This window comes from Amycolatopsis sp. lyj-84 (genome assembly GCF_046549075.1).
Classification (GTDB): Bacteria; Actinomycetota; Actinomycetes; order Mycobacteriales; family Pseudonocardiaceae; genus Amycolatopsis.
This window is the reverse complement of record NZ_JAJPWO010000003.1, coordinates 356008-379427: the sequence shown is the minus strand read 5'-3', so window position 1 is coordinate 379427 and position 23420 is coordinate 356008. Positions and strand designations below refer to the sequence as shown.

Genomic DNA, 23420 nt, shown 5'->3' with positions numbered 1-23420 from the left:
CACCCGAAGGCGGACACGCTCGGGCAAGAGTGCCCGAGCGGTGAGCATAAAGGCGCGAAGCGTGACAGGGAACACAGGTACGGGCCAGGGGGTTCGCCCCCGGCCCGTTGTCACCCGTTGCGCAATCCAGCCAGTGAAATCAGGAAAGCATTGTCAGGAAACGAGTCCACGGCGGAATCCGTGGGCGACCGCTTGAGCGCGGTCTCGCACGCCGAGCTTGCGGAACAAGCGGCGCGCGTGGGTTTTCACGGTGTCTTCGGACAGATACAGCTCGCGGCCGATCTGTCCGTTGCTCTTGCCCTGGCTCATTCCGCGGAGCACCTGAAGCTCGCGCTCGGTGAGCTGGACACCGGGGTCGGACGGCTGGCGCGGCGCCGGCACCGAAGTGCTGGCGAGGGTGTGCGCCAGTGCGGCGACCAGCTCGGGACGCGAGGCGTCCCAACGCAGGTAGCCGCGGGCTCCGCCGGCGATGGCGGCGGCGATGCTGCCCGCATCGTCCGGGGCGCCGAACACGATCACGTTCGCTTGGGGGTTCGCTGAGACGAGCCGCCTGGTGGCTTCGACGCCAGTCGGGACAGCGCGCTGGGTACCGACCAGCACGACGTCGACCGGCTGACGGGAGTACCGGGCCAGCAGCTCGTCACCGTGCGCTACGCAGTCGATGCGACTGACCCCTGGGACCGCGGACATCACTCGAGTGAGCCCTTCGCGGACACTGCGTCGGTCGTCGCAGATCAAGACCGTCGTCACGGGGTTTCCTTCCTGCAGCCGGGTGACATTCCACTTCCCCTATCGGACGCTTTAGCCCGAACCTTGACACGATCCGGTGGCTTTTTTTGAAAACTCTTAGCCCAGTTGCCGGAATGGGCCCTCCAACAGGCTAGACGCCTCCGGCGGGGACCCACGGAGATTCCCGGGCGAGCCACCTCCCGCAAGGATCTGCGTGCCGTAACACTGCGTGCAACAGTTCGGGCACTCTGAATCGATACTCATCGGCGTGTCCTGCCCCGAGGTCGGCCGCGAGCAGGCAGGCCACCCACAGAAGTGAATTGAATTCGTATTTTTCGGCGGTTTCGCGAGCGCTCTCGACCAGCGCCTTCGCCCGCTCCCGCTGAGCGGAACTCCCATTCGCGATCGTCACGCCGAGTACAAGCTGTGATTTGACGACATGTCGGCACGCGCCCCGGATCCGCGCGGTTTCCCACGCCATTTCCGCAGGTGCGATCCCCGCCCCGGAAAGGTTACTCGCCAGTTCGATTTCCGCGCCCACCCAACCGGCCCTGGTTCGGCTCCGCCAGTTGCCGGTGTGCGCTCCCGCACGCGCCACCAGCCGCCGGGCGGCGGCCAGCCTTCCCCGCCCGAGGTTGTCCGCCGCGAGACCGAGGAGGGCGTCCGCCCGCGCCCCTTCGGCGTCCAGGCCGTCGGGATCGGGTTCGCCCCCTGGCACCCCGATCGCCAGCGCGAGCGCCTCACCGTCGAGCACGAGGGCCGCCGCGTGCCCGCCCAACTGCCGTCGATGCGACGCCAGCGTGCTCGCGGCCAACGACGCGAGCACCGGGTCCTTGCTCGTGCGCAAATCGTTCAGCAGGGTGGCCGCCGCCGCGTACCGGCCGCGTCCGCCGAGCACGATCGCGGCGAGCAGCCGTCCACGAGGCGACGCGGGCACCTCGAAGGGTTTCGGCGGCGGCACGCCGTCGCCGAACGCGGCGGACCGCAAGGACGCTTCCATCGGTCCTTTCTATCGCCTCGCACCGACAAGAACGTGCTCGATCCGGTCGGCGGCCGTCGTCAGCTCGCCGAGCAGTTCGATCTTGTCCGGGAGGGTCGCGGGATCCCAGCCGGGACCGCAGGCGAACAGCCTGCTGCGTTGACGGCCGCGGGACACCCTGGAGAACAGGCGCGGGTCCGCGGTCGCGGGCCGGCCCGACCACAGGACCACCGCGGCGGGGACGCTGCGGCGGACGGTCACCGCGAGCACCTCGGCGGGCAGGGAGGCGCCGAACAGCTGCGCCCCGATCCGGCGTCCGGCGAGCGCCGCGGCGAGGGCGTACATCGGCATGTTGTCGCGTTCGTCCGGGACGCAGGTCAGCAGGACCGGTCGCTGGTTGCGCGGCTCGCGGAGCACGGGCGTCGCGCGGACGAGGGCGGCGTACACGCATTCGGCGAGCAGGTACTCGACCTCCGCACCGGCGCTGACCCCGCGCCAGCGGGCGCCGAGCGCGGTCAGGACCGGCGACACCACGCCAGTCCAGGCGGGCAGGACACCGAGTTCGCGGATCGTGTCGGCGAGCATGCGCTGGACCGCGCCGAAGTCCATCGCGAGCGCGGCGGTGCTCAAGCGTCTGGCGAGGCGCGACGGGACGTCGTGATCCTCGGCCGGCGGCGAGGCGGCCTGTTCCTCCACTTGGACCACAGCGGTTTCAGGGCTCTCCGCCGCCGTTCGGGGCATCTGCTCGAGCGCGTACTTCGCCGCTTCGGCCGTCGAGGCGCCGCGGAGCAACGCGCGCTGCATCAGTTCGAGACGGCCGATGTCGGAGCTGCCGTAGCGGCGGTGACGGCCGTTGGTGTGGCGGCTCGGTCCTACGCCGTATCTGCGGTCCCAGGTTCGCAGGGTGGACGGTGCGACCCCGAGCCGGCGTGCGACGGAGGCCACCGGCAGGGTGGGTTCTTCACTGCTGATCCGAGATCCCACTCGACCCAATATCCAGGCAGGCCGGTGCCCCGGCAACCGGAACGGAAAGTACCGCTCACACATCCGGGGGATGCCTAACGGCTGAATCGTCTTGAATCCCTTGAACAAGTATTGGCGCGCTTCTAACGTTACGGCCGTTGCACCGAATGGAGTAGCCGCAGCGCAGCAGAGCAGGTTAAACGCTTCGACCGGATGACGGAGGCGGTCAGGATGGCGGACACACGCAGGCTCCCGGGACCCAACGCCGATGTATGGGACTGGCAGCTCGAAGGGTCGTGCCGAGGCATGGACAGCGCGTCCTTCTTTCACCCTGACGGCGAACGCGGGCCCGCCAGAGCCCGCCGTGAGGCGAGGGCCAAAGCCGTGTGCCTGGCTTGCCCGGTGCTGGCCATGTGCCGGACCCACGCACTCGCCGTGCACGAGCCCTACGGGATCTGGGGCGGGCTGTCGGAGTCGGAACGCGAGCACATCATCAAGGCGGACAAGCGCACATTGAGCATGTCGAACGGCTGATCCGGCCGGGTCGGCAACGCGGAAGGGCGGCATCCGGGTGGGGTGCCGCCCTTCCGCGCGTCCAGGCCCGGGTGCGCGTCGCGTTTAGCGGGCTAAACGCGATCCGCCCGCCGTCGCGCTCCCCCGCCGTCGGATCGCGTTTAGCCCGCTAAAGGCGCGCCTACGGGGTGGTCGGGACGACAAAACGGGGCGGCACTCCGAGTGGAGTACCGCCCCGCTTCGAGGGTGGAACTAGTGCGCGTGGCCGTGACCGCCCGAGGCGGGCTCCTCGTCGGCCGGCTTCTCGACGACGGAGCTCTCCGTCGTGAGCACGAGCCGGGCGATGGAGGCGGCGTTCGCCACCGCGGACCGGGTCACCTTGACCGGGTCGACGATGCCGGCGGCCAGCAGGTCGGTGAGCTCACCGGTGGCGGCGTTGAAGCCGTGCCCCCAGCTCTGCTCCTGGACCTTGTTCACGATGACAGCGCCTTCGTGGCCCGCGTTGGTCGCGATCCAGAACAGCGGGGCGGACAGCGCGTCGCGGACGATGCGGACACCGGTCGCTTCGTCGCCCTCGAGGCCGAGGCCGCCTTCGAGCTCCTTGACCGCGTGCACGAGCGCCGAGCCACCGCCGGGCAGGATGCCCTCTTCGACGGCCGCCTTGGTCGAAGCCACGGCGTCCTCGATGCGGTGCTTACGCTCGTTGAGCTCGGTCTCGGTGGCCGCGCCGACCTTGATCACCGCGACACCGCCGCCGAGCTTCGCCAGCCGCTCCTGCAGCTTCTCGCGGTCCCAGTCGGAGTCGGTGTTCTCGATCTCCTTGCGGATCTGCGAAACGCGCCCGGCGATGTCGTCCTTGGTGCCGGCACCGTCGACGAGCGTGGTGTCGTCCTTGGTGACGACGATCCGGCGCGCGCCGCCCAGCTGGGCGAGCGTGGTCTCGGACAGCTTGTGCCCGATCTCGGCCGAGATGACCTCGCCGCCGGTGACGACCGCGAGGTCGTCCAGGAACGCCTTGCGGCGGTCACCGAAGAACGGCGCCTTGACCGCGACGGCGGTGATCGTCTTGCGCAGCGAGTTCACCACGAGGGTCGACAGCGCTTCGCCGTCCACGTCCTCGGCGATGATCAGCAGCGGCTTCTTGGCCTCGACGACCTTCTCCAGCACCGGGAGCAGGTCGGCCAGGGACGAGATCTTCTCGCGGACCAGCAGGATGAAGGCGTCCTCGAGGATCGCCTTCTGCTCTTCCGGGTTGGTCGCGAAGTGCGCCGACAGGAAACCCTTGTCGAACTGCACACCCTCGGTGATCACGAGCTCGGTCGCCAGCGTGGACGACTCCTCGATCGTGATGACACCGTCTTCGCCGACCCGCTCGACGGCTTCGCCGAGCAGGGCGCCGATGGCCGCGTCACGCGAGGTGACGGTGCCGACCTGGGCGATGTTGTCGCGGCCCTTGACCGGGGTCGCCTTCTCCTTGAGGATCGCGATGACCTTCTCCGCGGCGGCCTCGATGCCGCGGCCGACGGCCGTCGGGTTCGCGCCGGCCGCGACGTTGCGCAGGCCGACCTTCACCAGCGACTGCGCGAGCACGGTCGCGGTCGTGGTGCCGTCACCGGCGACGTCGTTGGTCTTGGTGGCGACGCTCTTGGCGAGCTGGGCGCCGAGGTTCTCGAACGGGTCGTCGAGCTCGATCTCGCGAGCGACGGTGACACCGTCGAGGGTGATGGTCGGGCCACCGAACTTCTTGTCGAGCACGACGTGGCGACCGCGCGGGCCGAGGGTGACCTTGACCGCGTCGGCGAGCTTGTTCACCCCGCGCTCGAGCGCGCGACGAGCGTCCTCGTCGAAACTGATCTGCTTGGGCATGCCTGTTCCGCTTACCTTCCAGTCTTACTGCTCGGAAAACACGAACGCCCCGTTCCCCGGCAATGCGGGGCCCGGGGCGTCATGCGCTGAGAGCGGACGTCAGTTGATGACGGCCAGCACGTCGCGAGCGGAGAGGATCAAGTAGTCCTCACCGTTGTACTTCACTTCGGTGCCGCCGTACTTGGAGTAGATGACGACGTCGCCGACGGAAACGTCGAGCGGGACGCGGTTGCCCTTGTCGTCGATGCGGCCCGGGCCCACGGCCAGAACCTTGCCCTCCTGGGGCTTCTCCTTGGCGGTGTCGGGGATGACGAGGCCGGAAGCGGTCGTCTCCTCGGCCTCACTCGTCTGGACAACGATCTTGTCCTCGAGCGGCTTGATGTTCACGCTCACCGGGTTGACCTCCACGGTCGTCGAAAGCGTTGGCAGGATGAGTTACGGCTCCTACCACCCCCGCCGTCGCGGGTGCCGGGGCGTGTTCGGGCCGTGCAATTAGCACTCTAGCCATGTGAGTGCCAGCTTCGCAAGGAGGGTCCGATCACCTTGCGAAAACTGGGCCACCAGGCTCCTGACCGGCCGTTTTGTTCCGCCAAGGTTCCTCGGCGCTCTCGATCGCACTCGTCCGGCGTGCCCGTCCGTTGACGGCCTCTTGGCCCATGGTGCCGAGTCCGGGCGACGCGCGTGGCGGGCCCATTAGCTGGTGACCGGGCTGGAGGGACGGCTACTTCCGGGCGTTCGTGAGCAACAACCAGGTCGGGACGGTGCCCTTCCTGGGCTTGCTGGCGGATCGCGTTTAGCGCGCGAAAGTCGCCCGGCCAGCGGTCGCACGTCCCCGCCGCCCAGATCGCGATTAGCCCGCTGAACGCAAGTCCGCCATGTCGCCCACCAGGGCATCGGGGTCGACGGAGGCGAGGGCCTCGCGCTTCGCGGGCGTGACCGCCAGGGCGACTGAAGCGACACCCGCGGCGCGAGCGGCGAGGACGTCCGCGGCGGAGTCGCCGATCATCACGCACTGCCCGGGCGAGGCACCGAGAGCGCGCATCGCGGCCTCGATCAGTGTCGGGTTCGGCTTCAGCTGTCCCGGGTCGCTCGTGCTCCTCGCACTGATCCGGCGGACCTGCTCGGTGAGCTCGTACACCGTGAGGAACGACCGGATCGCGTCGACGGAGTTGTTGCTGACGATCGTCACCGTGAAGCCCTGCGCGGCCCACTCGCGAATCGTCTCCTGCGCACCCGGCGCGGGCGCGATCTGCGAGACGGCCTCCCCCTCCAGGCGGCTGAGCTGCCGCTCGACGACGTGCGCGGTGTTCGGACCGCACGACCACGCGTACTCCAGCACGTCGAACGGATCGGCGGTGGCGCGCACGTCAGCGGGCAGATCGGGTCCGACGAGGCGTTTGAGCCGATCGGCCACCTCCCGCGCCGGCAACTCGGCGAACACGTCGCACACCGGCCCGTCGAAATCGAGGAAGACATGGTCCTTCTCCTGCAGAAGCTCCTTCACCCCGGTCATGCCCCCACCTTGCCACCGGATCGCGTTTAGCCCGCTAAACGCAAGTCTTGGACAGACCTTACGGACGGGGCGGGTTTCTGGTTAGGTTCCGACCATTGGGGTCGGTCCTGTACAGCAGACCTAGACACTGGGGGTACACGCCCATGCCGCGTCCCTTCCGTCCCGTTGCCCTCGAACCGCTCCGGCGCCGGTCCAAACGGACCGCCGGACTCGCGGTCCTCACCCTCGCAGCCGGACTCCTCGCCGCCGTCCCCGCCGGCGCCGCCCCAGCGGATCAGCAGCGTCAGCGGGACTTCGCGGCCGCCGCGCGGGAGTTCGGCGTCCCCGAGCACGTCCTGCTCGGCGTCTCCTTCCTGGAATCTCGCTGGGACTTCAACGCCGGCACCCCGAGCACGTCCGCCGGCTACGGCCCGATGCACCTGACCGACCTGCGCGAAGCGGGCACCGGCACGCATCACGACGAAGGCGGGGAGGACCCGCGCGGCGACGACGCCCGCCAGGCGAAACTCCCGGCGACACCGGCGCCGAAGCCTCCCCCGCCCGGCCTCCAGACCATCGACGAGGCGTCCGCGCTGATCGGCCAAGACGTCGCGACGCTGCGTACGAACACCACGCAGAACATCCGCGGTGGCGCCGCTCTTCTGGCGAAGTACCAACGCGAAGCGGGTGACTGGTACGACGCCGTCGCGCGCTACAGCGGCGCGAAGGACAAAGCGGGAGCGCAGTCCTTCGCCGACGAAGTCTTCGACACCATCTCCAAGGGCGTCAGTCGCAAGACCGACGACGGCCAGAGTGTCGCTCTAGCCGCGACGCCGACGAGCGCGCCCCGCGCGCAGGCCGACGTCTCGAAGGCGGAGTGCCCGAAGAAGCTCTCGTGCCTCTCAGTGCCGGCGCCGTACCAGGAGTTGCCGGACAACGACTACGGCAACCACGACAAGGCGGATCGGCCGAAGAGCCAGAAGATCGAATACATCGTCATCCACGACACCGAGGGTTACTGGGACACGGCGATGGACCTCGTCACCGACCCGACGTACGTGAGCTGGCACTACACGATCCGCTCAGCCGACGGCCAGATCGCGCAGCACGTGCCGACCAAGGACGTCGCCTGGCACGCGGGCAACTGGTACGTCAACGCGAAGTCCGTCGGCATCGAGCACGAGGGCTTCGCCGCGAAGGGCACTTGGTACACGGAGGCGATGTACCGCACCTCCGCGAAGCTCGTGGGCTACCTCGCGCGGAAGTACGACGTCCCGCTCGACCGCGCGCACATCCTCGGCCACGACAACGTCCCGGGCACGATCCCCTCGACCATCAAGGGCATGCACTGGGATCCGGGCCCGTACTGGGACTGGTCGCACTACTTCGACCTGATGGGCGCCCCCCTGTCCGGCTTCGGGCGTCCCGGTTCGCCGCTGGTGACCATCACGCCGGACTTCGCGACGAACCAGCCCGCGTTCACCGGCTGCGAGACCGCCGGAAAGCCTTGCCCGGCAAGGGGTTCCGGTTCTGTCGTGCTGCGTAGCGAGCCGAACGACGCGGCGCCGCTGCTCAAGGACATCGGCCTGCGCCCGGACGGTTCGGTGAGCACGATGGCCGTCTCCGACATCGGCAGCCGGGCGGAGACCGGCCAGCGCTACGTCGTCGCCGAGCGGCGCGACGGCTGGACGGCGATCTGGTATCTCGGCCAGAAGGGCTGGTTCCGCGACGCGCGCACGACTAGCCCGGCGTTCGGCCTGGTCGTCACCCCGAAACCCGGTCTGGAGACCGTGCCGGTGTTCGGGCGCGCGTACCCCGAGCCTGAGGCCTACCCGGCGAACGTGCCGGTGCAGCAGGTCATCCCGCTCCCCTACACCTTCTCGGCGGGGCAGCGGTACTCGGTCGGCAACGTGCTCGGCTCCGAGTATTACTGGGCGACGACGTTCGACCCGGCGAACCACGTCGTCGTCAAAGGAAAGACGCGCTACGTGCAGATCCAGTTCGGACACCGCGTCGCCTTCGTGAAGGCGGACGACGTCCGGCTCCTGCCCGCCTTCTGACCTCCTGACCCGGATCGCGTTTAGCGGGCTAAACGCGATCCGGGTCAGGAATCGAGGGCGACCTTGACCCCGGGAGCGTGCTCGGTGTTCCGCCGCGTCTTCGACCAGCCGTTCCGGCCGCGCACCAGGCGGAGCAGCGCCCGCCACGACGTGATGTAGAACGTGTAGATGTACAGCGCGTAGACGAAACCCATCCCGATGCCACGCAGGAGATTGCGGCTCTTCAGGCATTTGAACTGGTAGATCGGGCCCCACACGATGAACGGCAGCAGCCCGAAAGAGCCGTAGATCGCGAACAGGATCCAAGCACCGTCGTCGGCGAACCAGGTCCACACCTGCGCCGGATCCCCCGCGGTGGTGAAGAACAGCAGGATGAACGGGATCGGGTACAGCAGCGAGCCGAGCAACTGCATCCACGGCTGCGCGAGGTAGTACATCATCTCCGCCGCGCCCAGCGTGCTCACGTGCGGCGAATCCCAGATCCGCCGCAGGTACCGCGAACACTGCATCGTGCCCTGGCCCCAGCGCGTGCGCTGCACCAGGAACCGCCGGAGGCTGTACAGCCCTTCCTGTTTCACATGGGAATCCGGCGTGTAGCCGGTCCGCCAGCCCGCGGTCAGCAGGTGCACGCCGAGTTCGAAATCCTCCAGCAGCGAACCGCGCCACGGCTGTCCGTCCGGCCCGGCGATCGAGTCCAACGCGGACAGTCGCGTGAACTGACCGTTGCCGCCCATGGAGATCGTGCCGGTGAACCCGCGCGAGGTCTGGATCGCCGCGATGGCCGTGCGGAACTCGAGATCCTGCATCTGGGCCAGCTTCAGCCCGAAGGCGCGCGAGAACCAGTTCCTCCCCGGCGGACGGCTGTCGGCGTTGCCCATCCAGACGTCGAGTTGCACGGCGCCGATCGTCTCGTCGCCGAACAGATGGTCCGCGGCGCACACTTCGAGGCAGTTCTCCGCCGGGCGGCCGTCCGCGTCGACCACCACGACGACCACGTCCTCCCGGCTCGCGTCCGGGCCCATCCAGTCGTTGAGCGCCTGGTAGGCGGCGTTGAGCGCGTCGCCCTTGCCCGTCCTCGCCTCCGGACGGCGCCGGGGAACCAGGTGCAGGTACGGGTCGTAGCCGCCGTTGCGCCGCCAGATCGACTTGACCACCCGGGCCGTGCGGTCCTCCGAGTCGTCGTCGACGACCCAGACGTGCGCGTGCCGGAAGGTCGAACGCAGGTACCGCACCGTTTCGCGGATGACGGACTGCTCGTCCCGGCACGGAACGAAGAAGTGCCAGGTGAAATCGGCGGCGTCGCCGACGGGTGCGGGTTTGCGCCGCAGGTACGGCACGACGATCACGACCACGTACACGATGAACGCCACGCTCATGGTGAGCGCGAACGCCTGGGTGATCGCGAGCAGGATCTTGAGCGAGCCGCCGCCCATCAGACGGCCTCGCGCTCGGCACGGGGCTTGCGGGTGCCCAGCCAGACGAAGAGCACGAGGGCGACCGCGCCACCGATGACGCTCACCATCGAACCGAGCAAAGTGTGTCCCCAGTAATAACCTTCGTCCACGCCGAGCCAGTTCACGAGTCCGACGATCGCCAAAACCCTCATCTGATTGACAAGAATCACCACGGCCGCCGAAATGGCCAGCGACACGAACAGTCTCTTCGCATTTCGCGGACGGAAATACAACATGGCGGCGGTCACCAGTAAGAGTGGTAGCAACATGAATGCCGAAGAGCATTCCGGCGTCATTCGCAACCCGAGTGGAGTATCGCCTGACAACCCAAAGTAGACCGTCTCGCGCTCGCCCGCGACAAAGACACCCGATGTGGTGATGACCCTCAGTATCAACCCGGAGAGTTGTACCTCGAACACGCGGTAGACGCGTTCGGCCAGCACCAGGCCTGCCGCGACGGCGATGACCGCCAGCACCGCGACACGGAGCGGGAACCGACTGGAACTGGGCAAAGGAGCGCTCGCGACGGCCACGGTGACCCTCTCAGGAAAGACGCTGCGGACGATGGGATTCGACGAAGCGGACAGGGACCTCGCTGACGAGGTTAAGCGAGCGGGAACCAGCCCTTTCGCCCGGGGTTCGCAATTCCAGTGCGATCATGGGGCCTTTCGGCACGATCGTGGACTAACTGACTAGGCCGAACGAGTGATGTTCTCCACGACCTGCGAAGAATGGCATCGAAACCACCTGATCCGGTGATCCTGGACGTTTTCTGTGCAATTTGAGAAACACTCGGCGATAGACGATCCGCGAGCCGAATCAGGCCACCCGGGATTCGTCCGCGACGGTCACGCCCAAGCGACGACCGGAGAAAACCCCACGAATCAATTCGGAGGACCAGTTGAAGAACACGCACCTCTTGCGACGAGGCGGATTGCTCGCCGCTGTGGTGGTGAGCGTTGCCCTCGCCGGCGCGGTACCCGCCTCGGCGGCCCCCGGTGACGGCTCCGCGTATGGCGTCAAGGTCGATGTATCGCTCCTCGGCCTCGACGCGGTGAAGGCCGGGCCGCTCGCCGAAGCGAAGACCTCGGGGCCGACCACCAACAGCCTCGCGACGGTCAACCTCGCCGGTGTGCTGACCGCGGGCGCGATCAACACCGAGGCCAAACGCGACGACAACTCCGGCGCGGTGACGGCCAAGGCCAGCACGGCCGACGTCGGGCTGCCGCTGCTCAAGGCCGCCCTCGGCAACGTCGGCGTCAAGGCCGTCGAAGCCACCTGCACCGCCACCCAGAAGGGTGTGCAGGGCGCGACCAGCCTGGTCGCCCCGAACCTCGGCAGTGTGGGCGCCGTCGACACGACGCCGGCACCGAACACCCAGATCAAGGTCGCTCTCGGCCTCATCAACGTCGCGACGATCACCCTCAATGAGCAGATCAAGAACGCCGACGGCAGCCTGACCGTCAACGCGATCCACGTGAAGCTGCTGGGCGGCGTCGTCGGCGCTCTCGGTTCCGGTGACGTGATCGTCTCGTCGGCCACCTGTGGCCCGGCCGGCCTGCCCGTGCCGCTCGCTTCGGGCGCGGGGCTGTGGATCGGTCTCGGCCTGCTCGGTGCCGTCGCCGTTCCGGTCGGTATCCGCGTCGTCCGCAACCGGCGTCCGGCGACCACCGCCTGACCTGGGTGAAGTGAGGTCCAGATGTACAAGTTGCCTGGCGCCGGAGTCGGCGTCGCCGGTGGTGGGGTGGGTGCCCTCGCCGCCACCGGGGCCGATGTCGGCTGGTGGCTGGCCGTCGGCGTGATCCTGCTGGTTCTCGGAACCATCGCGGTCATCGCCGGCTACCGCCGCACGAAACGGCTCGGCAAGGTGGGGAGCTGATCGCTCCCTTCGGCAGGACCGGCCGCCGGCGTGGGCCCTTCGCACGCCGGCGGCCGTCACCGGGATTTTCCGGGACACTCGAAATCGTGGACGAGGAGCGCGAACGCGTGGATGTGATGTTGCTGGCCGGGACCCGGCCGGAGGCGGTCAAGCTCGCGCCGCTGGCACTGGCGCTGGCGGAGCACCCGAACCTCCGGCCCTTCGTCGTCCACAGTGGACAGCATCAGGGCATGGTCGAGCAGGCGCTGATCCCGTTCGGCCTGCCCGTCGATGCCTGGCTCGACACCCCGCCGCGGACCACGGGCACGCAGTCGGAACTGGTTTCCGGACTGCTCCCCGCGCTCGACGCGGTGCTGCGACGGGTCGCGCCGTCTGCGGTCGTCGTCCAGGGTGACACGACGACGGGGCTGGCGGGCGCGCTCGCCGCGTTCTGGCTGGGCATCCCGGTCGTGCATCTCGAAGCGGGACTGCGCACGCACGACCTCGCCGCGCCGTTCCCCGAAGAGGGCACGCGGCAGATGATCTCGCGCATCGCCGCCCTGCACCTCGCGCCGACCCCGGGTGCCGCCGCCGCGCTGCGCACGGAAGGTGTTCCGCGCCAACGGATCGCCGTCACCGGCAACACCGTCGTCGACGCCGTGATCGCGATCGCCGAACGGGATCTCCCGGCGAGGGACACCGCGCTCGCGTTGCTGGAGATGGAGATCGCCGAGGCGAACGAACGCCTCGTGCTCGTGACGTCGCACCGGCGTGAGTCCTGGGGCGAGCCGCTGAGCCGGACGCTCGCCGCCATCGAACTGATCGTCGCCGAGCACTCCGACGTCCAGGTGCTGTTCCCGGTGCACCCCAATCCGGCCGTGCGGGAGCAGGTCTTGACCGCGCTCGGCGGGACACCGCGGGTGACGATCACCGAGCCGCTCGAGTATCCCGATCTCGTGCGCGCGCTGCGGCTGGCCGAACTCGTCCTGACCGATTCCGGTGGTATCCAAGAGGAAGCGCCGACCTTCGGCACACCCGTCCTCGTGCTCCGTGAGGTCACCGAACGGCGCGAGGCCATCGAGGCGGGCTGCGCCTGGCTGGTCGGGACGGACACCGCCCTCATCGCCGACACCGCCGCGAAGATCCTGCGCGGCGATCTTCATCCGACGCACGCCGGAAACCCTTACGGCGACGGCAATGCCGCCGCCTTGACGGTGGCCGCGCTGGAGGAGCTGCTCAATCTCGCCCCGATGCCGCGCACCGCCGCCGAATTGCGCTAGATCGAGACGATCCGGACCGGCAGCGCGGGATTCGCGGAGAAATCGAGCGATGCCCGCGGACGTCCGGCGGCGACCACGTGCGCGCCGAGCGCGGCGATCATCGCGCCGTTGTCGGTGCACAGGCGCGGCCGCGGGACTCGCAGTGTGATCCCGGCCTCCGCGCACCGCTCGGCGGCGAGTTCGGACAGCCGTGAATTCGCCGCCACGCCACCGGAAATCACCAGTGTGTCCACGCCGTGTTCCTTGGCCGCGCGGATCGCCTTCCTGGTGAGAACGTCGGCGACGGCTTCCTGGAACGACGCGGCGACGTCGTCGACGGGGATCTCCTCGCCGCGGCGCTCGGCGCCTTCGACCCAGCGTGCGACGGCGGTCTTCAAGCCGGAGAAGGAAAAGTCGAACTTGGCGTCGCGCGGTCCCGTCATGCCGCGCGGGAACGCGATGGCCTTGCCGTCACCGTTCTTGGCCGCTTTGTCGATGGGCGGGCCGCCGGGGTAGGGCAGGCCGAGGACGCGGGCGACCTTGTCGTAGGCCTCGCCCGCCGCGTCGTCCACAGTAGACCCGAGCTCGGTGATCTCGGACGCGATGTCGTCCACCAGAAGCAATTGCGTGTGCCCGCCGGAGACGAGCAGGGCGAGACAGCGTTCGGGCAACGGTCCGTGCTGGAGTGTGTCGACGGCGATGTGCCCGGCGAGGTGGTTGACGCCGTAGAGCGGGATGTCCAGCGCCGCGGCGTAAGCCTTGGCCGCGGCGACACCGACCAAGAGCGCGCCGGCGAGGCCGGGTCCGGCGGTGACCGCGATGGCGTCCACATCGGACAGTTTCAGCCCGGCCTTCGCGAAGGCTCGCTCGACCGTCGGGACCATCGCCTCCAGATGCGCGCGGCTGGCGACCTCGGGGACGACACCGCCGAAGCGGGCGTGCTGATCGACGCTGGAGGCGACCTCGTCGGCGAGGAGCTCGACCGTGTTGTCGTCGTGCAGGCGGACGAGGCCGAGGCCGGTCTCGTCGCACGAACTCTCGATGCCCATGATGATGCGTGGCATCAGCCCGCCACCTCGTCTCGGACCTGGGCCCGCGGGCGGGCCATCGTGTAGGCGTCGGCGCCGGAAGGCTGGTAGTAGCGCTTCCGGAGGCCGACGCGTTCGAAACCGTGCCGTTCGTAGAGCGTGATCGCCGCTTCGTTGTCGGTGCGGACCTCGAGGAACACCGGCGCGACGAGCTCGTCCGCACGAACGAGGAGCGCCTTCAGCAGCGTGGTGCCGATCCCGTTGCGCTGCCAGCCAGGGTCGACGCCGATCGTGTGGATGCTCGTCTCGTAGTCGCCGCGGCGGCCGACGACGGCGAGCCCGGCGTAGCCGATGACCTCGTCGCTTTCGTCCGGGCGCGCGACGAGATAGTGACCGCCGGCGTCGAGTTCCGCGTGGAAGGCGTAGGCGCTCCACGGTGAATCGCCGGGGAAGAGAATCTTCTCTATCTCGACACAGCGGGGAATATCCTTGCGGCGTAAGGGTTCCAGCCTCACGGCGTGGTCACCTTCTTGCGCGCGGCCGGCTCGACGGCGTCCGGGCGGCGGAGATAGAGCGGGGTGAGCGGAGCGGGATCGCTTCCGTTTTGGAGTGCCTCACGAGTGGCCTTGACCAGCCCGGCGGGCGACGGGAAGCGCGGCTCGATCGGTTGGACGCCGAGGGCGTCCGCGTACAGGAGGGCGCCGTCGCCCGCCGCGACCTTGATGGCGGTCTCGAGCTCGGCCGGTCGCTGGACGTGCGGACCGTCAGTGCGGGAACCATCGGCGGCGTACGCGGCCCAGTAGACCTCGCGCCGCCTCGCGTCGGTGAGGACGAGGAAGGGCGCTTCGCCGGGGGCGACGTCGGCGGCGATCGCGTCGAGGCTGCAGACCGGGTGGGCCGGGATGCCGAGGGCGTGGGCGAGCGACGCGGCTGTCGCCATGCCGGCGCGAAGGCCGGTGAAGGGGCCTGGGCCGACGCCGCAGACGATGGCGTCGAGGTCGCGAAGCGTGACGCCCGCGGCCTTGACCGCTTCGAGGGCGTGGGGCGTGATCAGCTCGCCGTGCGCGCGCGGGTCGACCGTCACGCGGTCGCCGCGGGATTCGAGCGTGTCGCCGTCCAGGGCGACGAGGCCCGCGGTGACCGCCGGGGTCGAGGTGTCGATGGCCAGTACCAGCACGGTTACCCAGCCTACGACCAGGCTCCCGCGTCGCGTTTAGCGGCCTAAGTGCGATCCGGCGCCGTGGCCGCTCCCCTGCCATCAGAGCGCGTTTAGCCCGCTAAACGCGCTCCACCGCTCGGCCCCCGCGTCCCGGCGCCGGATCGCGATTAGGGGGCGAAAGTCGCTCCCGCCGGGGGCCCGCCGACCTCGGCCCAGATCGCGATTAGGGGGCTAAACGCACGTCGGCGGCGGGAGGGAGCAGGGGTGTGAACCAGGTCGCAGGGGTGAAGGCGGGCGGAACGGTACGGTTCGGCGAGGGCCCTCGTGCCCCCGGCTGGCGGAGTCGAGCAGGAGGTCACACGGTGCCCGATCGGTTGTTCCCCACGCTGGCGAGCGGCTCCGACAAGGAGGCCCTCCGTTTCGGCGGCACCTCCCTGACCTACGCCGAGGTCGCGGCCGTCGCCGGCACCCTCGCCCGCGACCTCCCGAGCGGCCGCGTCGCTGTCTGGGCGACACCGACCGTGCACACCAGCGTCGCAGTGATCGCCGCGCTGCTCGCCGGCGTCCCCGCCATCCCGCTCAACCCGAAGATCGGCGAGCGCGAACTCGCGCACATCCTCGCCGACAGCGAGCCCGTCCTCGTCCTCGCCGAACCGGGCGCCGACCTGCCCGCCGGCCTCGACGACCTGCCACGCCGCGACATCCCCCTCGAAGGCACGCCCGTCGATCTCCCCGCGGAACCGGATGCCGAAGCCCCGGCGCTGATCGTCTACACCTCCGGCACCACCGGCCCGCCCAAGGGCGTCGTCCTCCCCCGCCGCGCGATCTCGACCACCCTCGACGCCCTCGAAGACGCCTGGGAGTGGACCGGCGACGACGTCCTGGTCCACGGCCTCCCGCTGTTCCACGTCCACGGCCTGATCCTCGGCATCCTCGGACCGCTCCGGCGCGGCGGCTCGGTCCGGCATCTCGGCCGATTCACCACCGAAGGCGTCGCACGCGAACTCGCGACCGGAGCGACGATGATGTTCGGCGTCCCGACCATGTACCACCGCATCGCGGGCGAAGTCGGCGACAACCCGTCGCTCGCCGAAGCCCTCAGCGGCGCCCGGCTGCTCGTCTCCGGATCGGCCGCGCTGCCCGTCCACGACCACCAGCGCATCACCGCGGCGACCGGCCAGCGCGTGATCGAGCGCTACGGGATGACCGAGACCCTCATGAACACCAGCGTTCGCGCCGACGGCGAGCGTGTCCCTGGCACCGTCGGCGTCCCGCTGGGCGGCGTCGAACTGCGGCTCGTGGACGAGGCGGGAAAGCCCGTCGAGGAGATCGAGACCGTAGGCGAGATCCAGGTCCGCGGGCCGAACCTGTTCACCGAATACCTCAATCGCCCCGACGCCACCGAAGCCGCCTTCGACGACGGCTGGTTCCGGACCGGCGACATGGCGACCCGCGACGAGGCCGGCTACGTGAAGATCGTCGGCCGGAAGGCCACGGACCTGATCAAAAGCGGTGGTTACAAGATCGGCGCGGGCGAAATCGAGAACGCGCTCATGGAACACCCCGGTGTCGCGGAGGTCGCCGTGACCGGTGAGCCCGACGACGACCTCGGCGAGCGCATCGTGGCCTGGGTGGTGCCCGACGGAGAACGCCCGACGGAGTCGGAACTCGCCGACCACGTCTCGCGCCTGCTGTCGCCGCACAAACGACCTCGTGTGGTCCGCTACCTGGAGGCGTTGCCGCGCAACGACATGGGCAAGGTCCTGAAGCGGGCACTCGGATGAGCAGGGCTTCCGCACGGTCCGTCATCAAGGAGATCGCGACCGGTTTCGAAGATCTGGACGTTTCGCGGTCCGACGAGCCGGAAGACGGGCCGATCGGCTGGCCGGGGTACCGCTCGGCACGGGAAGCCGCCGCGGAGCGATCGGGCGAAGACGAGTCCGTCGTCTGCGGAACCGCCGAGATCGGCGAGGTCGAGGCGGTCGTGATCGCCTTCGAATTCGGTTTCCTGGGCGGGTCGATCGGTCAGCGGACCGGTGATCGCGTCGAGGCGGCGTTCGCGCGGGCGGTGGAGTCCCGGTTGCCGGTGGTTTCGCTGATCGCGACCGGCGGCAGCCGGATGCAGCACGGGATGCGCGCGCTTTCGCAGTTGCAGCGCATCGCGCGGGCGGCGGCCGGAGCCCGGTCGGTGCCGCAGATCTCGGTGCTGCGCGATCCGACCACGGGCGGCGGCTGGGCGACACTCGGTGCGAGCGCCGACGTCATTCTCGCGTTGCCCGAGGCTCAGGTCGGTTTCGCCGGTTCCCGGGTTCGACCTTCCGACGCGCCCGCGGAGGCGTACACGGCCGAAGCGAAGCTCGCGTGGGGCCAGGTCGACAGGATCGTGCAGCCCGCCGACCTTCCCGCGGTCCTGGAACGGTGGGTGCGCTTGCTGACCTCGCCGACACCGGAAGCCGCTGAACCTCCCGGAGCGCTCGGGTCTGCGGGACTGCCCGACAGCGGGTGGGCTGCGGTTCAGGCGGCACGCTCCGCTGATCGGCCAAGGGCGGCCGAGTACCTCGACGCGTACTTCGACTGGCGCGAGGACGTCTCGGGCGACAGGTGCGGCGGAGTCGACTCCGGCGTGTTGTGCGGCTTCGGCCGGCGAGACGGCCGAACGATCGCGTACGCGGCGCAGTGCGGGACGGCGACTCTGCCCGCGGGCTTCCGCACGGCCGCGCGGCTGGTACGGCTCGCGTCGAGGCTCGGGATCCCGGTACTCACCCTGGTCGACACCCCCGGTGCGGCGAACGACGCGGCGGCCGAGCGGGCCGGTGCCGGTGCGGCGATCGCGGAACTGTTCGAGGCGGTCGCGAGCGCGGCCGTGCCGATCACGACGTTGGTGATCGGCGAAGGCGGATCCGGTGGCGCGCTCGCGTTCGCCGCGCCGGGATCGACCTGGGTGACGCCCAACGCGTACTTCTCGGTCACGACGCCCGAGGCGGCCGCGGCGATCCTCAAGCTGCCCGCCGACGACGTCCCTGCTCTCGCGGACCGGCTGCGGCTACGCCCTCAAGACATGGTCGACCTGGGAATCGCGCGTTCCGTGGTCGGCCCGGCGGAGCGCGTTTAGCGGGCTAAACGCGATCCGCGCGGGTGATTGAAAAATCATCGATACCTTCCGTGTCGACGTCGGTTGCGGCCTTTCGGCGCGGAATGGGAAGCGACAAACGGTCGGAGATCGGCGCTGAGCGGACGCGTTGCGCGAAGCATGACCATCTGCATGTGCGAATGCCGCTTTCGAATGTCCGTTCCTGAACATTTCCTTCCGCGCCGATAACTGCAATCCACCCGATAGCGTGAATTCGAAACACTCTAGGTGTACTCAGCTGCCACTATCTCGCCAATGTGCGTGTTACCCACGGCCGCAACTACTCTTTCGAGTTATGGCAGGGAAATCCGATGACCCGGGGTGAAGTGCGCCGACCGCTCGGCGCAAGAAGCAGCAACCTTTCACCTACCGCCCCGTAGGTCCGGAAAGTTCGTCCACAATGACTTGTGTTGCGGTCGGGCAACTGCCGAATGCCGCACAAAAAGGAAGCGGCTCCCCGCGCAAGGGGAGCCGCTTTGCGGTTCAACAGCTCCATCAACCCGAATTAGTCCTATGGAGGCGTCAAACATGCCCAGCGTAGCGCCGTGTTCCGGCGGTATGCCAGAGGAGCCACCCCAGTCGCAGGCGATGACCCCGGATACGAACCAGGATCACCGCGGCGGGTGTCACCCGGCAGAAGTCACTCTCGACGAATTGTTCGATCTGGCGGGCGAACCGGTCGGCATGGTCACCGACCCCGCGTGCCGTCGAGTTCATCTGCGTCCCGCAGCCCAGTGGCCCGATTTCTGGCGAAGCACGTTCTTCGGCAGCAAGGAGAACGCCAGGCGTGTCCTGCTCTGCTGGTTCGCCTTGATCGCCCCGCTTCTCGCGCTGGCTTTGGTCGCGACGCCCGCCGCGCAAACCGGCGTGCTCGGCCTGTGCGGATTGTGGTGGATTCACCATCGGCGCGGACCGCGGGCTGAGCCGGCCCCCGCCGTCTAGGGAGGGCAGGGGTGCGCATGCCGCTGTGGCTACCAGCGGCATGCGCACCCCCAAGCCCGCTTGGGGCATGGAGGGGACGCTTCGCCGGTACGGCCCTGATGCGGCATCCGGGTGAGATCGCGTTTAGCCCGCTAAACGCGCTCCGGCCCGCCTGCGGCGCAGGTCGCGTTTAGCCCGCTAAACGCAAGTCGGGCGTGCGGGACGCCCAGGTGCCGTGCGGCTCCAAGGTGACCACGCGGACATCGTCCTCGCGACGCTCCATGCGCACGACGAGGTAGTCGTCCGAAAGGCGCTCCGCCGCTCCCTCGCCCCATTCGACGACCAGGGCGGACCGCTCCAGTTCGGTGTCGAGGTCCAGGTCGTCCAGCTGCGAGAGATCCCCACCGAGCCGGTACGCGTCGACGTGCACCAGAGCGACCCCTGCCTCGCCCGCCGGATGCACCCGAGCGATCACGAACGTCGGCGAGCTGACCCGTCCACCGACGCCGAGACCGTCCGCGATCCCGCGGGTCAGCGTCGTCTTGCCCGCTCCGAGCGGTCCGGCGAGCAGCACCAGGTCGCCCGTGCGCAGCGAACGTCCGAGCGATCGCCCGAAGTCCATGGTCGACTCGGGAGTCGGGAAAGCGAAGTTCATCAGCGCTGCCACCACCAGGTTCGCCGGTCAGGATCTTCACCATCGGTGCCCGTGCACCGCTGCATCAAGTCGATCAGGTGACTGTTCACCAGTTCGGGTTGTTCCAGCTGCACCATGTGCCCAGCGCCGCGCACGCGCACCAGCTCCGCGTCCGGCAGCTCCGCCGCGATCCGCTCGGCGTGCGCGATCGGCGTGAACCGGTCGGAATCCCCGCCGATGACCAGCACGTGCGCGTGCTTCAACCCGGCGAGCGCGGCGTACCGGTTGTGGCTGCCGAGCGTGTCGACGAAATTCACGAGCCCGCGTACCGGCGTCACTTCGAGCATTTCCAGCATGAAGTCGACGAGTCGCGGAGACACGTCCCGGCTGCCGAAAGCCAGCCTGCGCACGGCTTGCCGGGTCAGCTGCCCTCCGGCGGCGCGCACGAACTCGACGAGTCCGGGCTGCCAGCCCGCCAGCCCGCCGACGCCTCGCGTGAGCGGGTTGTACTTCGAAAGCAGCGATCGCGGCAGTCCCCGAGCGCCGACTTCGCCAGCCGCGGTCGCGATGAACGCGACGCCGCCGACGCGGTCGTCGAACAGCTCGGGATGCTCCGCCGCGAGCTCCATGATCACCATGCCGCCCATCGAGTGCCCCATGAGCACGATGGGCCCCTCCGGCACCACCGAGCGCACGACCATGTCGAGATCGCGCGCCAGCTGCTCGATGGTGCTGGTCTCGGCGTTCGCGGCGCCGGATTGCCCGTGCCCGCGATGGTCGTAATAGACCTGACGCACGCGCGGCAACTTCAGCGACGCGAGATCTCGCCGCTGGAAATGCCAGCAGCGCTTCGACAACGCGAAACCGTGCACGCCGACGACGGTCAGCTCCGGTTCGCCCCCATCGGCCGGATCGATCTCCTCGACCGCGAGCGGCGTTCCGTCCTCCGCCGCCACTGTCGATGTCCGGTCCGGTTCAAGATCCCCCAACGGTTCGTCCACGAACGGATCCTCATTCTGCCGCCGCTGCTGTGCGGCGACGGCGATCGCGGCGGCGGTGCCGGTGGCCACCGCCCCGACGCCGCCGACGATGGCCAGCAGTCGTCGTGAAGGTGTCACGAGCCTGCCTCCAGATACGTCCGGTGGATTCGCGGGCGATACATCGAAGTCACGATCTCGTAGTCGATCGTCCCCAGCTTGTCGGCCCATTCCCTGGCCGTGGGCTCACCAAACGTGCCCTGCCCGAAGAGGACCACTTCGCTACCGACGGCGGGTTCGTCGTCTCCGCAGTCGACGACCAGCTGGTCCATGCACACGCGTCCGGCCACCGGACGACGGCGTCCGCCGAGCCAGACGTCCATCCGCCCGGACAGCGATCGCGGCACGCCGTCGGCGTATCCGACCGGGACCAGGGCCAGGGTGGTGTCGCGCTCGGCGGTCCAGGTGTGGCCGTAGGAAACCGATTCGCCGGCCGCGATCCGTTTGGTGAGCACGACCGACGATTTGAAGGTCATCGCGGGGCGCAGGTCCTCGGTGGCGGGGACCGGGTTCAGCCCGTAGATCGCGATCCCGGGGCGGACGAGGTCGAAGTGCAGATCCGGCCTGGTCAGCACGGCGGCGGAGTTCGCGAGGTGCCGCATCGGGTTCAGGCCCGCCGCGCGGGCGATGTCGTAGGCCTCGTCGAACCGCTTCGCCTGCGCGTCGACGGACGGGTGGCCGGGCTCGTCGGCGCAGGCAAGGTGCGACCAGATCGCGACGACGTCGATGAGCGGCTTCGCGGCGGCGGCCGCCTTGACCAGCGCCGGCCATTCCGCAGGTGGACAGCCATTTCGGGAGAGGCCGGTGTCAATCTTGAGGTGCACCCGACAGATCGCACTTAGCCCGCTAAAGTCGCGCGCCTGGCGCACGCCATCGGCAACGCGGGCGAGTTCGTCGAGGGAGCTGACGGCGACGTCGATGTCTTCGGCGACCGCGGGTGCGAAGTCGGCTTCGGGGGTGTCGAGCCAGCTGAAGAGCCGGGCGCCGATTCCGGCGCGGCGCAGCTTCAGGGCTTCGTCGAGGGAACAGGTGCCGAGCCAAGTCGCTCCGCCCTCGATGGCGGCACGCCCGGCCTCGACGGCTCCGTGGCCGTAGCCGTCGGCCTTGACCACGGCCATGGTCTGGGCCCCTGGGGCGCGGGAAGCGAGCAGGGCGACGTTGTGCCGGATGGCGGACAGGTCGATGACGACCTCGGCACGCGGGAAACTGGCGGTCATAACGACCACCAGTTTCCCACGGACCCGGCTCAGGACAGGCGTGCCCCGGTGGTGGCGGAGAACACGTGCAGCTCGTCGGGGCGGACCCGCAGGTGCAGGGTGTCGCCCATCACCGGCGGCTTGCGCGGGTCGACCCGGGTGACGACGTTGGACTTCGTGCCCTCGGCGTCGGTCTCGGCCAGCTTGCCGTAGACGTACGCGTCCGAGCCGAGCTCCTCGACGAGGTCGACCTTGATCGGCAGCGTGCCGTCTTCGCTGGTGGTCACCTCGAGCGATTCCGGCCGGAAGCCGAGAGTGACGGTGTCGCCGTCGGCCTTGGCGAGGATCTCGCGGGTCAGCGGCACTCGCGCACCACCGAGCTCAGCACCGTCTTCGGTGAGCTTCGCGGTGACGAGGTTCATCGCGGGCGAGCCGATGAACCCGGCGACGAAAGCGTTTGCGGGCTTGTCGTACAGCGCGCGGGGGGTGTCGCACTGCTGCAGGAGACCGTCGGAGAGGACCGCGACCCGGTCGCCCATCGTCATGGCCTCGACCTGGTCGTGCGTGACGTACACGGTGGTGACGCCGAGACGGCGCTGCAGGGCGGCGATCTGCGTACGCGTGGAGACACGCAGCTTGGCATCGAGGTTCGACAGCGGCTCGTCCATCAGGAAGACCTGCGGCTCACGCACGATGGCGCGGCCCATCGCGACACGCTGGCGCTGACCGCCGGAGAGCGCCTTCGGCTTGCGGTCGAGGTACTGCTCGATGTCGAGCAGCTTGGCCGCGTCGAGCACCTTCTGCTTGATCTCCGCGGCCGGACGGCCCGCGATCTTCAGCGCGAAGCCCATGTTCTGGCCGACGGTCATGTGCGGGTACAGCGCGTAGTTCTGGAACACCATCGCGATGTCGCGGGCACGCGGGGGCAGCTGCGTGACGTCGCGGTCGCCGATCCAGACGGCGCCTTCGTCGATGTCCTCGAGGCCGGCGAGCATCCGCAGGCTGGTGGACTTGCCGCAGCCGGAAGGCCCGACCAGCACGAGGAATTCGCCGTCGGCGATCTCGAGTTCGAGTGCGTCCACGGCGGGCCGCTCGGAACCGGCGTAGCGCCGGGTCGCCTTGTCGTAGGTGATCGTGGCCAT

At 69.0% G+C, this 23420-nt stretch carries 23 protein-coding genes; 8 read left to right on the top strand and 15 right to left on the bottom strand.

Annotation, left to right across the window (positions count from 1 at the left end):
• Positions 1 to 153 precede the first annotated feature (153 nt).
• The 3 genes from ACLJRM_RS11965 to ACLJRM_RS11955 form a co-directional block, all read right to left on the bottom strand.
• Positions 154 to 750 (bottom strand): response regulator transcription factor, encoded by a 597-nt coding sequence (locus ACLJRM_RS11965; RefSeq protein WP_003073605.1) that lies wholly within the window; start codon positions 748 to 750, stop codon positions 154 to 156.
• A 130-nt stretch (positions 751 to 880) separates the two neighbouring features.
• Positions 881 to 1729 (bottom strand): hypothetical protein, encoded by an 849-nt coding sequence (locus ACLJRM_RS11960; protein ID WP_101612224.1) that lies wholly within the window; start codon positions 1727 to 1729, stop codon positions 881 to 883.
• A 9-nt stretch (positions 1730 to 1738) separates the two neighbouring features.
• Positions 1739 to 2653 (bottom strand): MerR family transcriptional regulator, encoded by a 915-nt coding sequence (locus ACLJRM_RS11955; protein ID WP_410663180.1) that lies wholly within the window; start codon positions 2651 to 2653, stop codon positions 1739 to 1741.
• Between the two features lie 249 nt (positions 2654 to 2902).
• Here ACLJRM_RS11955 and ACLJRM_RS11950 point away from each other — a divergent pair, with 249 nt between their 5' ends.
• Positions 2903 to 3205 carry a WhiB family transcriptional regulator gene (locus tag ACLJRM_RS11950; protein WP_037315007.1) on the top strand — a complete coding sequence of 101 codons (303 nt, stop codon included), beginning with the start codon at positions 2903 to 2905 and terminating at the stop codon, positions 3203 to 3205.
• A 231-nt stretch (positions 3206 to 3436) separates the two neighbouring features.
• On the opposite strand, the gene groL is transcribed toward ACLJRM_RS11950, so the two are convergent.
• The 3 genes from groL to ACLJRM_RS11935 form a co-directional block, all read right to left on the bottom strand.
• On the bottom strand, positions 3437 to 5050 hold the full coding sequence (gene groL, locus ACLJRM_RS11945; protein ID WP_101612222.1) for a chaperonin GroEL: 1614 nt from the start codon (positions 5048 to 5050) through the stop codon (positions 3437 to 3439).
• Positions 5051 to 5149: 99 nt separating this feature from the next.
• Positions 5150 to 5443, bottom strand: coding sequence for a co-chaperone GroES (groES, locus tag ACLJRM_RS11940; protein WP_007031106.1), 294 nt, complete (start codon positions 5441 to 5443; stop codon positions 5150 to 5152).
• A gap of 457 nt (positions 5444 to 5900) precedes the next feature.
• Positions 5901 to 6563 (bottom strand): HAD family hydrolase, encoded by a 663-nt coding sequence (locus ACLJRM_RS11935; protein WP_410663013.1) that lies wholly within the window; start codon positions 6561 to 6563, stop codon positions 5901 to 5903.
• Positions 6564 to 6706: 143 nt separating this feature from the next.
• Here ACLJRM_RS11935 and ACLJRM_RS11930 point away from each other — a divergent pair, with 143 nt between their 5' ends.
• Positions 6707 to 8602, top strand: a complete 1896-nt coding sequence (locus ACLJRM_RS11930; protein WP_410663012.1) for an N-acetylmuramoyl-L-alanine amidase — start codon at positions 6707 to 6709, stop codon at positions 8600 to 8602.
• Positions 8603 to 8646: 44 nt separating this feature from the next.
• On the opposite strand, the gene ACLJRM_RS11925 is transcribed toward ACLJRM_RS11930, so the two are convergent.
• Entirely contained in the window at positions 8647 to 10035 is a 1389-nt protein-coding gene (locus ACLJRM_RS11925; protein ID WP_410663011.1) for a glycosyltransferase, read from the bottom strand.
• Positions 10035 to 10532 carry an exosortase P gene (gene xrtP / locus ACLJRM_RS11920; RefSeq protein WP_101612218.1) on the bottom strand — a complete coding sequence of 166 codons (498 nt, stop codon included), beginning with the start codon at positions 10530 to 10532 and terminating at the stop codon, positions 10035 to 10037. Before xrtP ends, ACLJRM_RS11925 begins: the two co-directional genes overlap by 1 nt.
• A 425-nt stretch (positions 10533 to 10957) precedes the next feature.
• Between xrtP and ACLJRM_RS11915 the strand changes: the two genes are divergently transcribed.
• The 3 genes from ACLJRM_RS11915 (at position 10958) to wecB (ending at position 13194) form a co-directional block, all read left to right on the top strand.
• Positions 10958 to 11734 carry a choice-of-anchor P family protein gene (locus tag ACLJRM_RS11915; protein ID WP_101612217.1) on the top strand — a complete coding sequence of 259 codons (777 nt, stop codon included), beginning with the start codon at positions 10958 to 10960 and terminating at the stop codon, positions 11732 to 11734.
• Between the two features lie 21 nt (positions 11735 to 11755).
• Entirely contained in the window at positions 11756 to 11935 is a 180-nt protein-coding gene (locus tag ACLJRM_RS11910) for an LPXTG cell wall anchor domain-containing protein (RefSeq protein WP_044855691.1), read from the top strand.
• Positions 11936 to 12042: 107 nt separating this feature from the next.
• Positions 12043 to 13194, top strand: coding sequence for a non-hydrolyzing UDP-N-acetylglucosamine 2-epimerase (gene wecB, locus ACLJRM_RS11905; protein ID WP_101613709.1), 1152 nt, complete (start codon positions 12043 to 12045; stop codon positions 13192 to 13194).
• Here the strand turns inward: wecB and tsaD are convergent.
• Genes tsaD through tsaB form a run of 3 tightly spaced genes read right to left on the bottom strand, consistent with a single transcriptional unit; the run spans position 13191 to position 15378 of the window.
• Complete coding sequence (tsaD, locus tag ACLJRM_RS11900; RefSeq protein ID WP_410663010.1) at positions 13191 to 14237, bottom strand: tRNA (adenosine(37)-N6)-threonylcarbamoyltransferase complex transferase subunit TsaD; 1047 nt, start codon at positions 14235 to 14237, stop codon at positions 13191 to 13193. The genes wecB and tsaD overlap by 4 nt on opposite strands.
• Positions 14237 to 14716 carry a ribosomal protein S18-alanine N-acetyltransferase gene (gene rimI / locus ACLJRM_RS11895; RefSeq protein WP_410663009.1) on the bottom strand — a complete coding sequence of 160 codons (480 nt, stop codon included), beginning with the start codon at positions 14714 to 14716 and terminating at the stop codon, positions 14237 to 14239. Before rimI ends, tsaD begins: the two co-directional genes overlap by 1 nt.
• Positions 14713 to 15378 (bottom strand): tRNA (adenosine(37)-N6)-threonylcarbamoyltransferase complex dimerization subunit type 1 TsaB, encoded by a 666-nt coding sequence (gene tsaB, locus ACLJRM_RS11890; protein ID WP_410663008.1) that lies wholly within the window; start codon positions 15376 to 15378, stop codon positions 14713 to 14715. The genes rimI and tsaB overlap by 4 nt, the downstream gene beginning before the upstream one ends.
• A 344-nt stretch (positions 15379 to 15722) precedes the next feature.
• On the opposite strand from tsaB, the gene ACLJRM_RS11885 reads away from it, so the two are divergent.
• The 3 genes from ACLJRM_RS11885 to ACLJRM_RS11875 all read left to right on the top strand — a co-directional run bounded on the left by ACLJRM_RS11885 (position 15723) and on the right by ACLJRM_RS11875 (position 19432).
• Positions 15723 to 17144 (top strand): acyl-CoA synthetase, encoded by a 1422-nt coding sequence (locus ACLJRM_RS11885; RefSeq protein WP_410663007.1) that lies wholly within the window; start codon positions 15723 to 15725, stop codon positions 17142 to 17144.
• Positions 17141 to 18472, top strand: coding sequence for a carboxyl transferase domain-containing protein (locus tag ACLJRM_RS11880; RefSeq protein ID WP_410663006.1), 1332 nt, complete (start codon positions 17141 to 17143; stop codon positions 18470 to 18472). Before ACLJRM_RS11885 ends, ACLJRM_RS11880 begins: the two co-directional genes overlap by 4 nt.
• A gap of 672 nt (positions 18473 to 19144) precedes the next feature.
• Positions 19145 to 19432 (top strand): hypothetical protein, encoded by a 288-nt coding sequence (locus tag ACLJRM_RS11875; RefSeq protein WP_410663005.1) that lies wholly within the window; start codon positions 19145 to 19147, stop codon positions 19430 to 19432.
• A 169-nt stretch (positions 19433 to 19601) separates the two neighbouring features.
• Here the strand turns inward: ACLJRM_RS11875 and tsaE are convergent, their stop codons facing one another.
• Genes tsaE through ACLJRM_RS11855 form a run of 4 tightly spaced genes read right to left on the bottom strand, consistent with a single transcriptional unit; the run spans position 19602 to position 23420 of the window.
• Entirely contained in the window at positions 19602 to 20066 is a 465-nt protein-coding gene (tsaE, locus tag ACLJRM_RS11870) for a tRNA (adenosine(37)-N6)-threonylcarbamoyltransferase complex ATPase subunit type 1 TsaE (RefSeq protein WP_410663004.1), read from the bottom strand.
• Positions 20066 to 21163: an alpha/beta fold hydrolase gene (locus ACLJRM_RS11865; protein WP_168214488.1), complete on the bottom strand. Its 1098-nt coding sequence runs from the start codon at positions 21161 to 21163 to the stop codon at positions 20066 to 20068. The genes tsaE and ACLJRM_RS11865 overlap by 1 nt, the downstream gene beginning before the upstream one ends.
• Entirely contained in the window at positions 21160 to 22299 is a 1140-nt protein-coding gene (gene alr, locus ACLJRM_RS11860) for an alanine racemase (RefSeq protein WP_410663003.1), read from the bottom strand. The genes ACLJRM_RS11865 and alr overlap by 4 nt, the downstream gene beginning before the upstream one ends.
• A 29-nt stretch (positions 22300 to 22328) precedes the next feature.
• The gene (locus ACLJRM_RS11855; protein WP_101612209.1) at positions 22329 to 23420 is read right to left on the bottom strand and encodes an ABC transporter ATP-binding protein; all 1092 of its coding nucleotides are present in this window, start codon (positions 23418 to 23420) and stop codon (positions 22329 to 22331) included.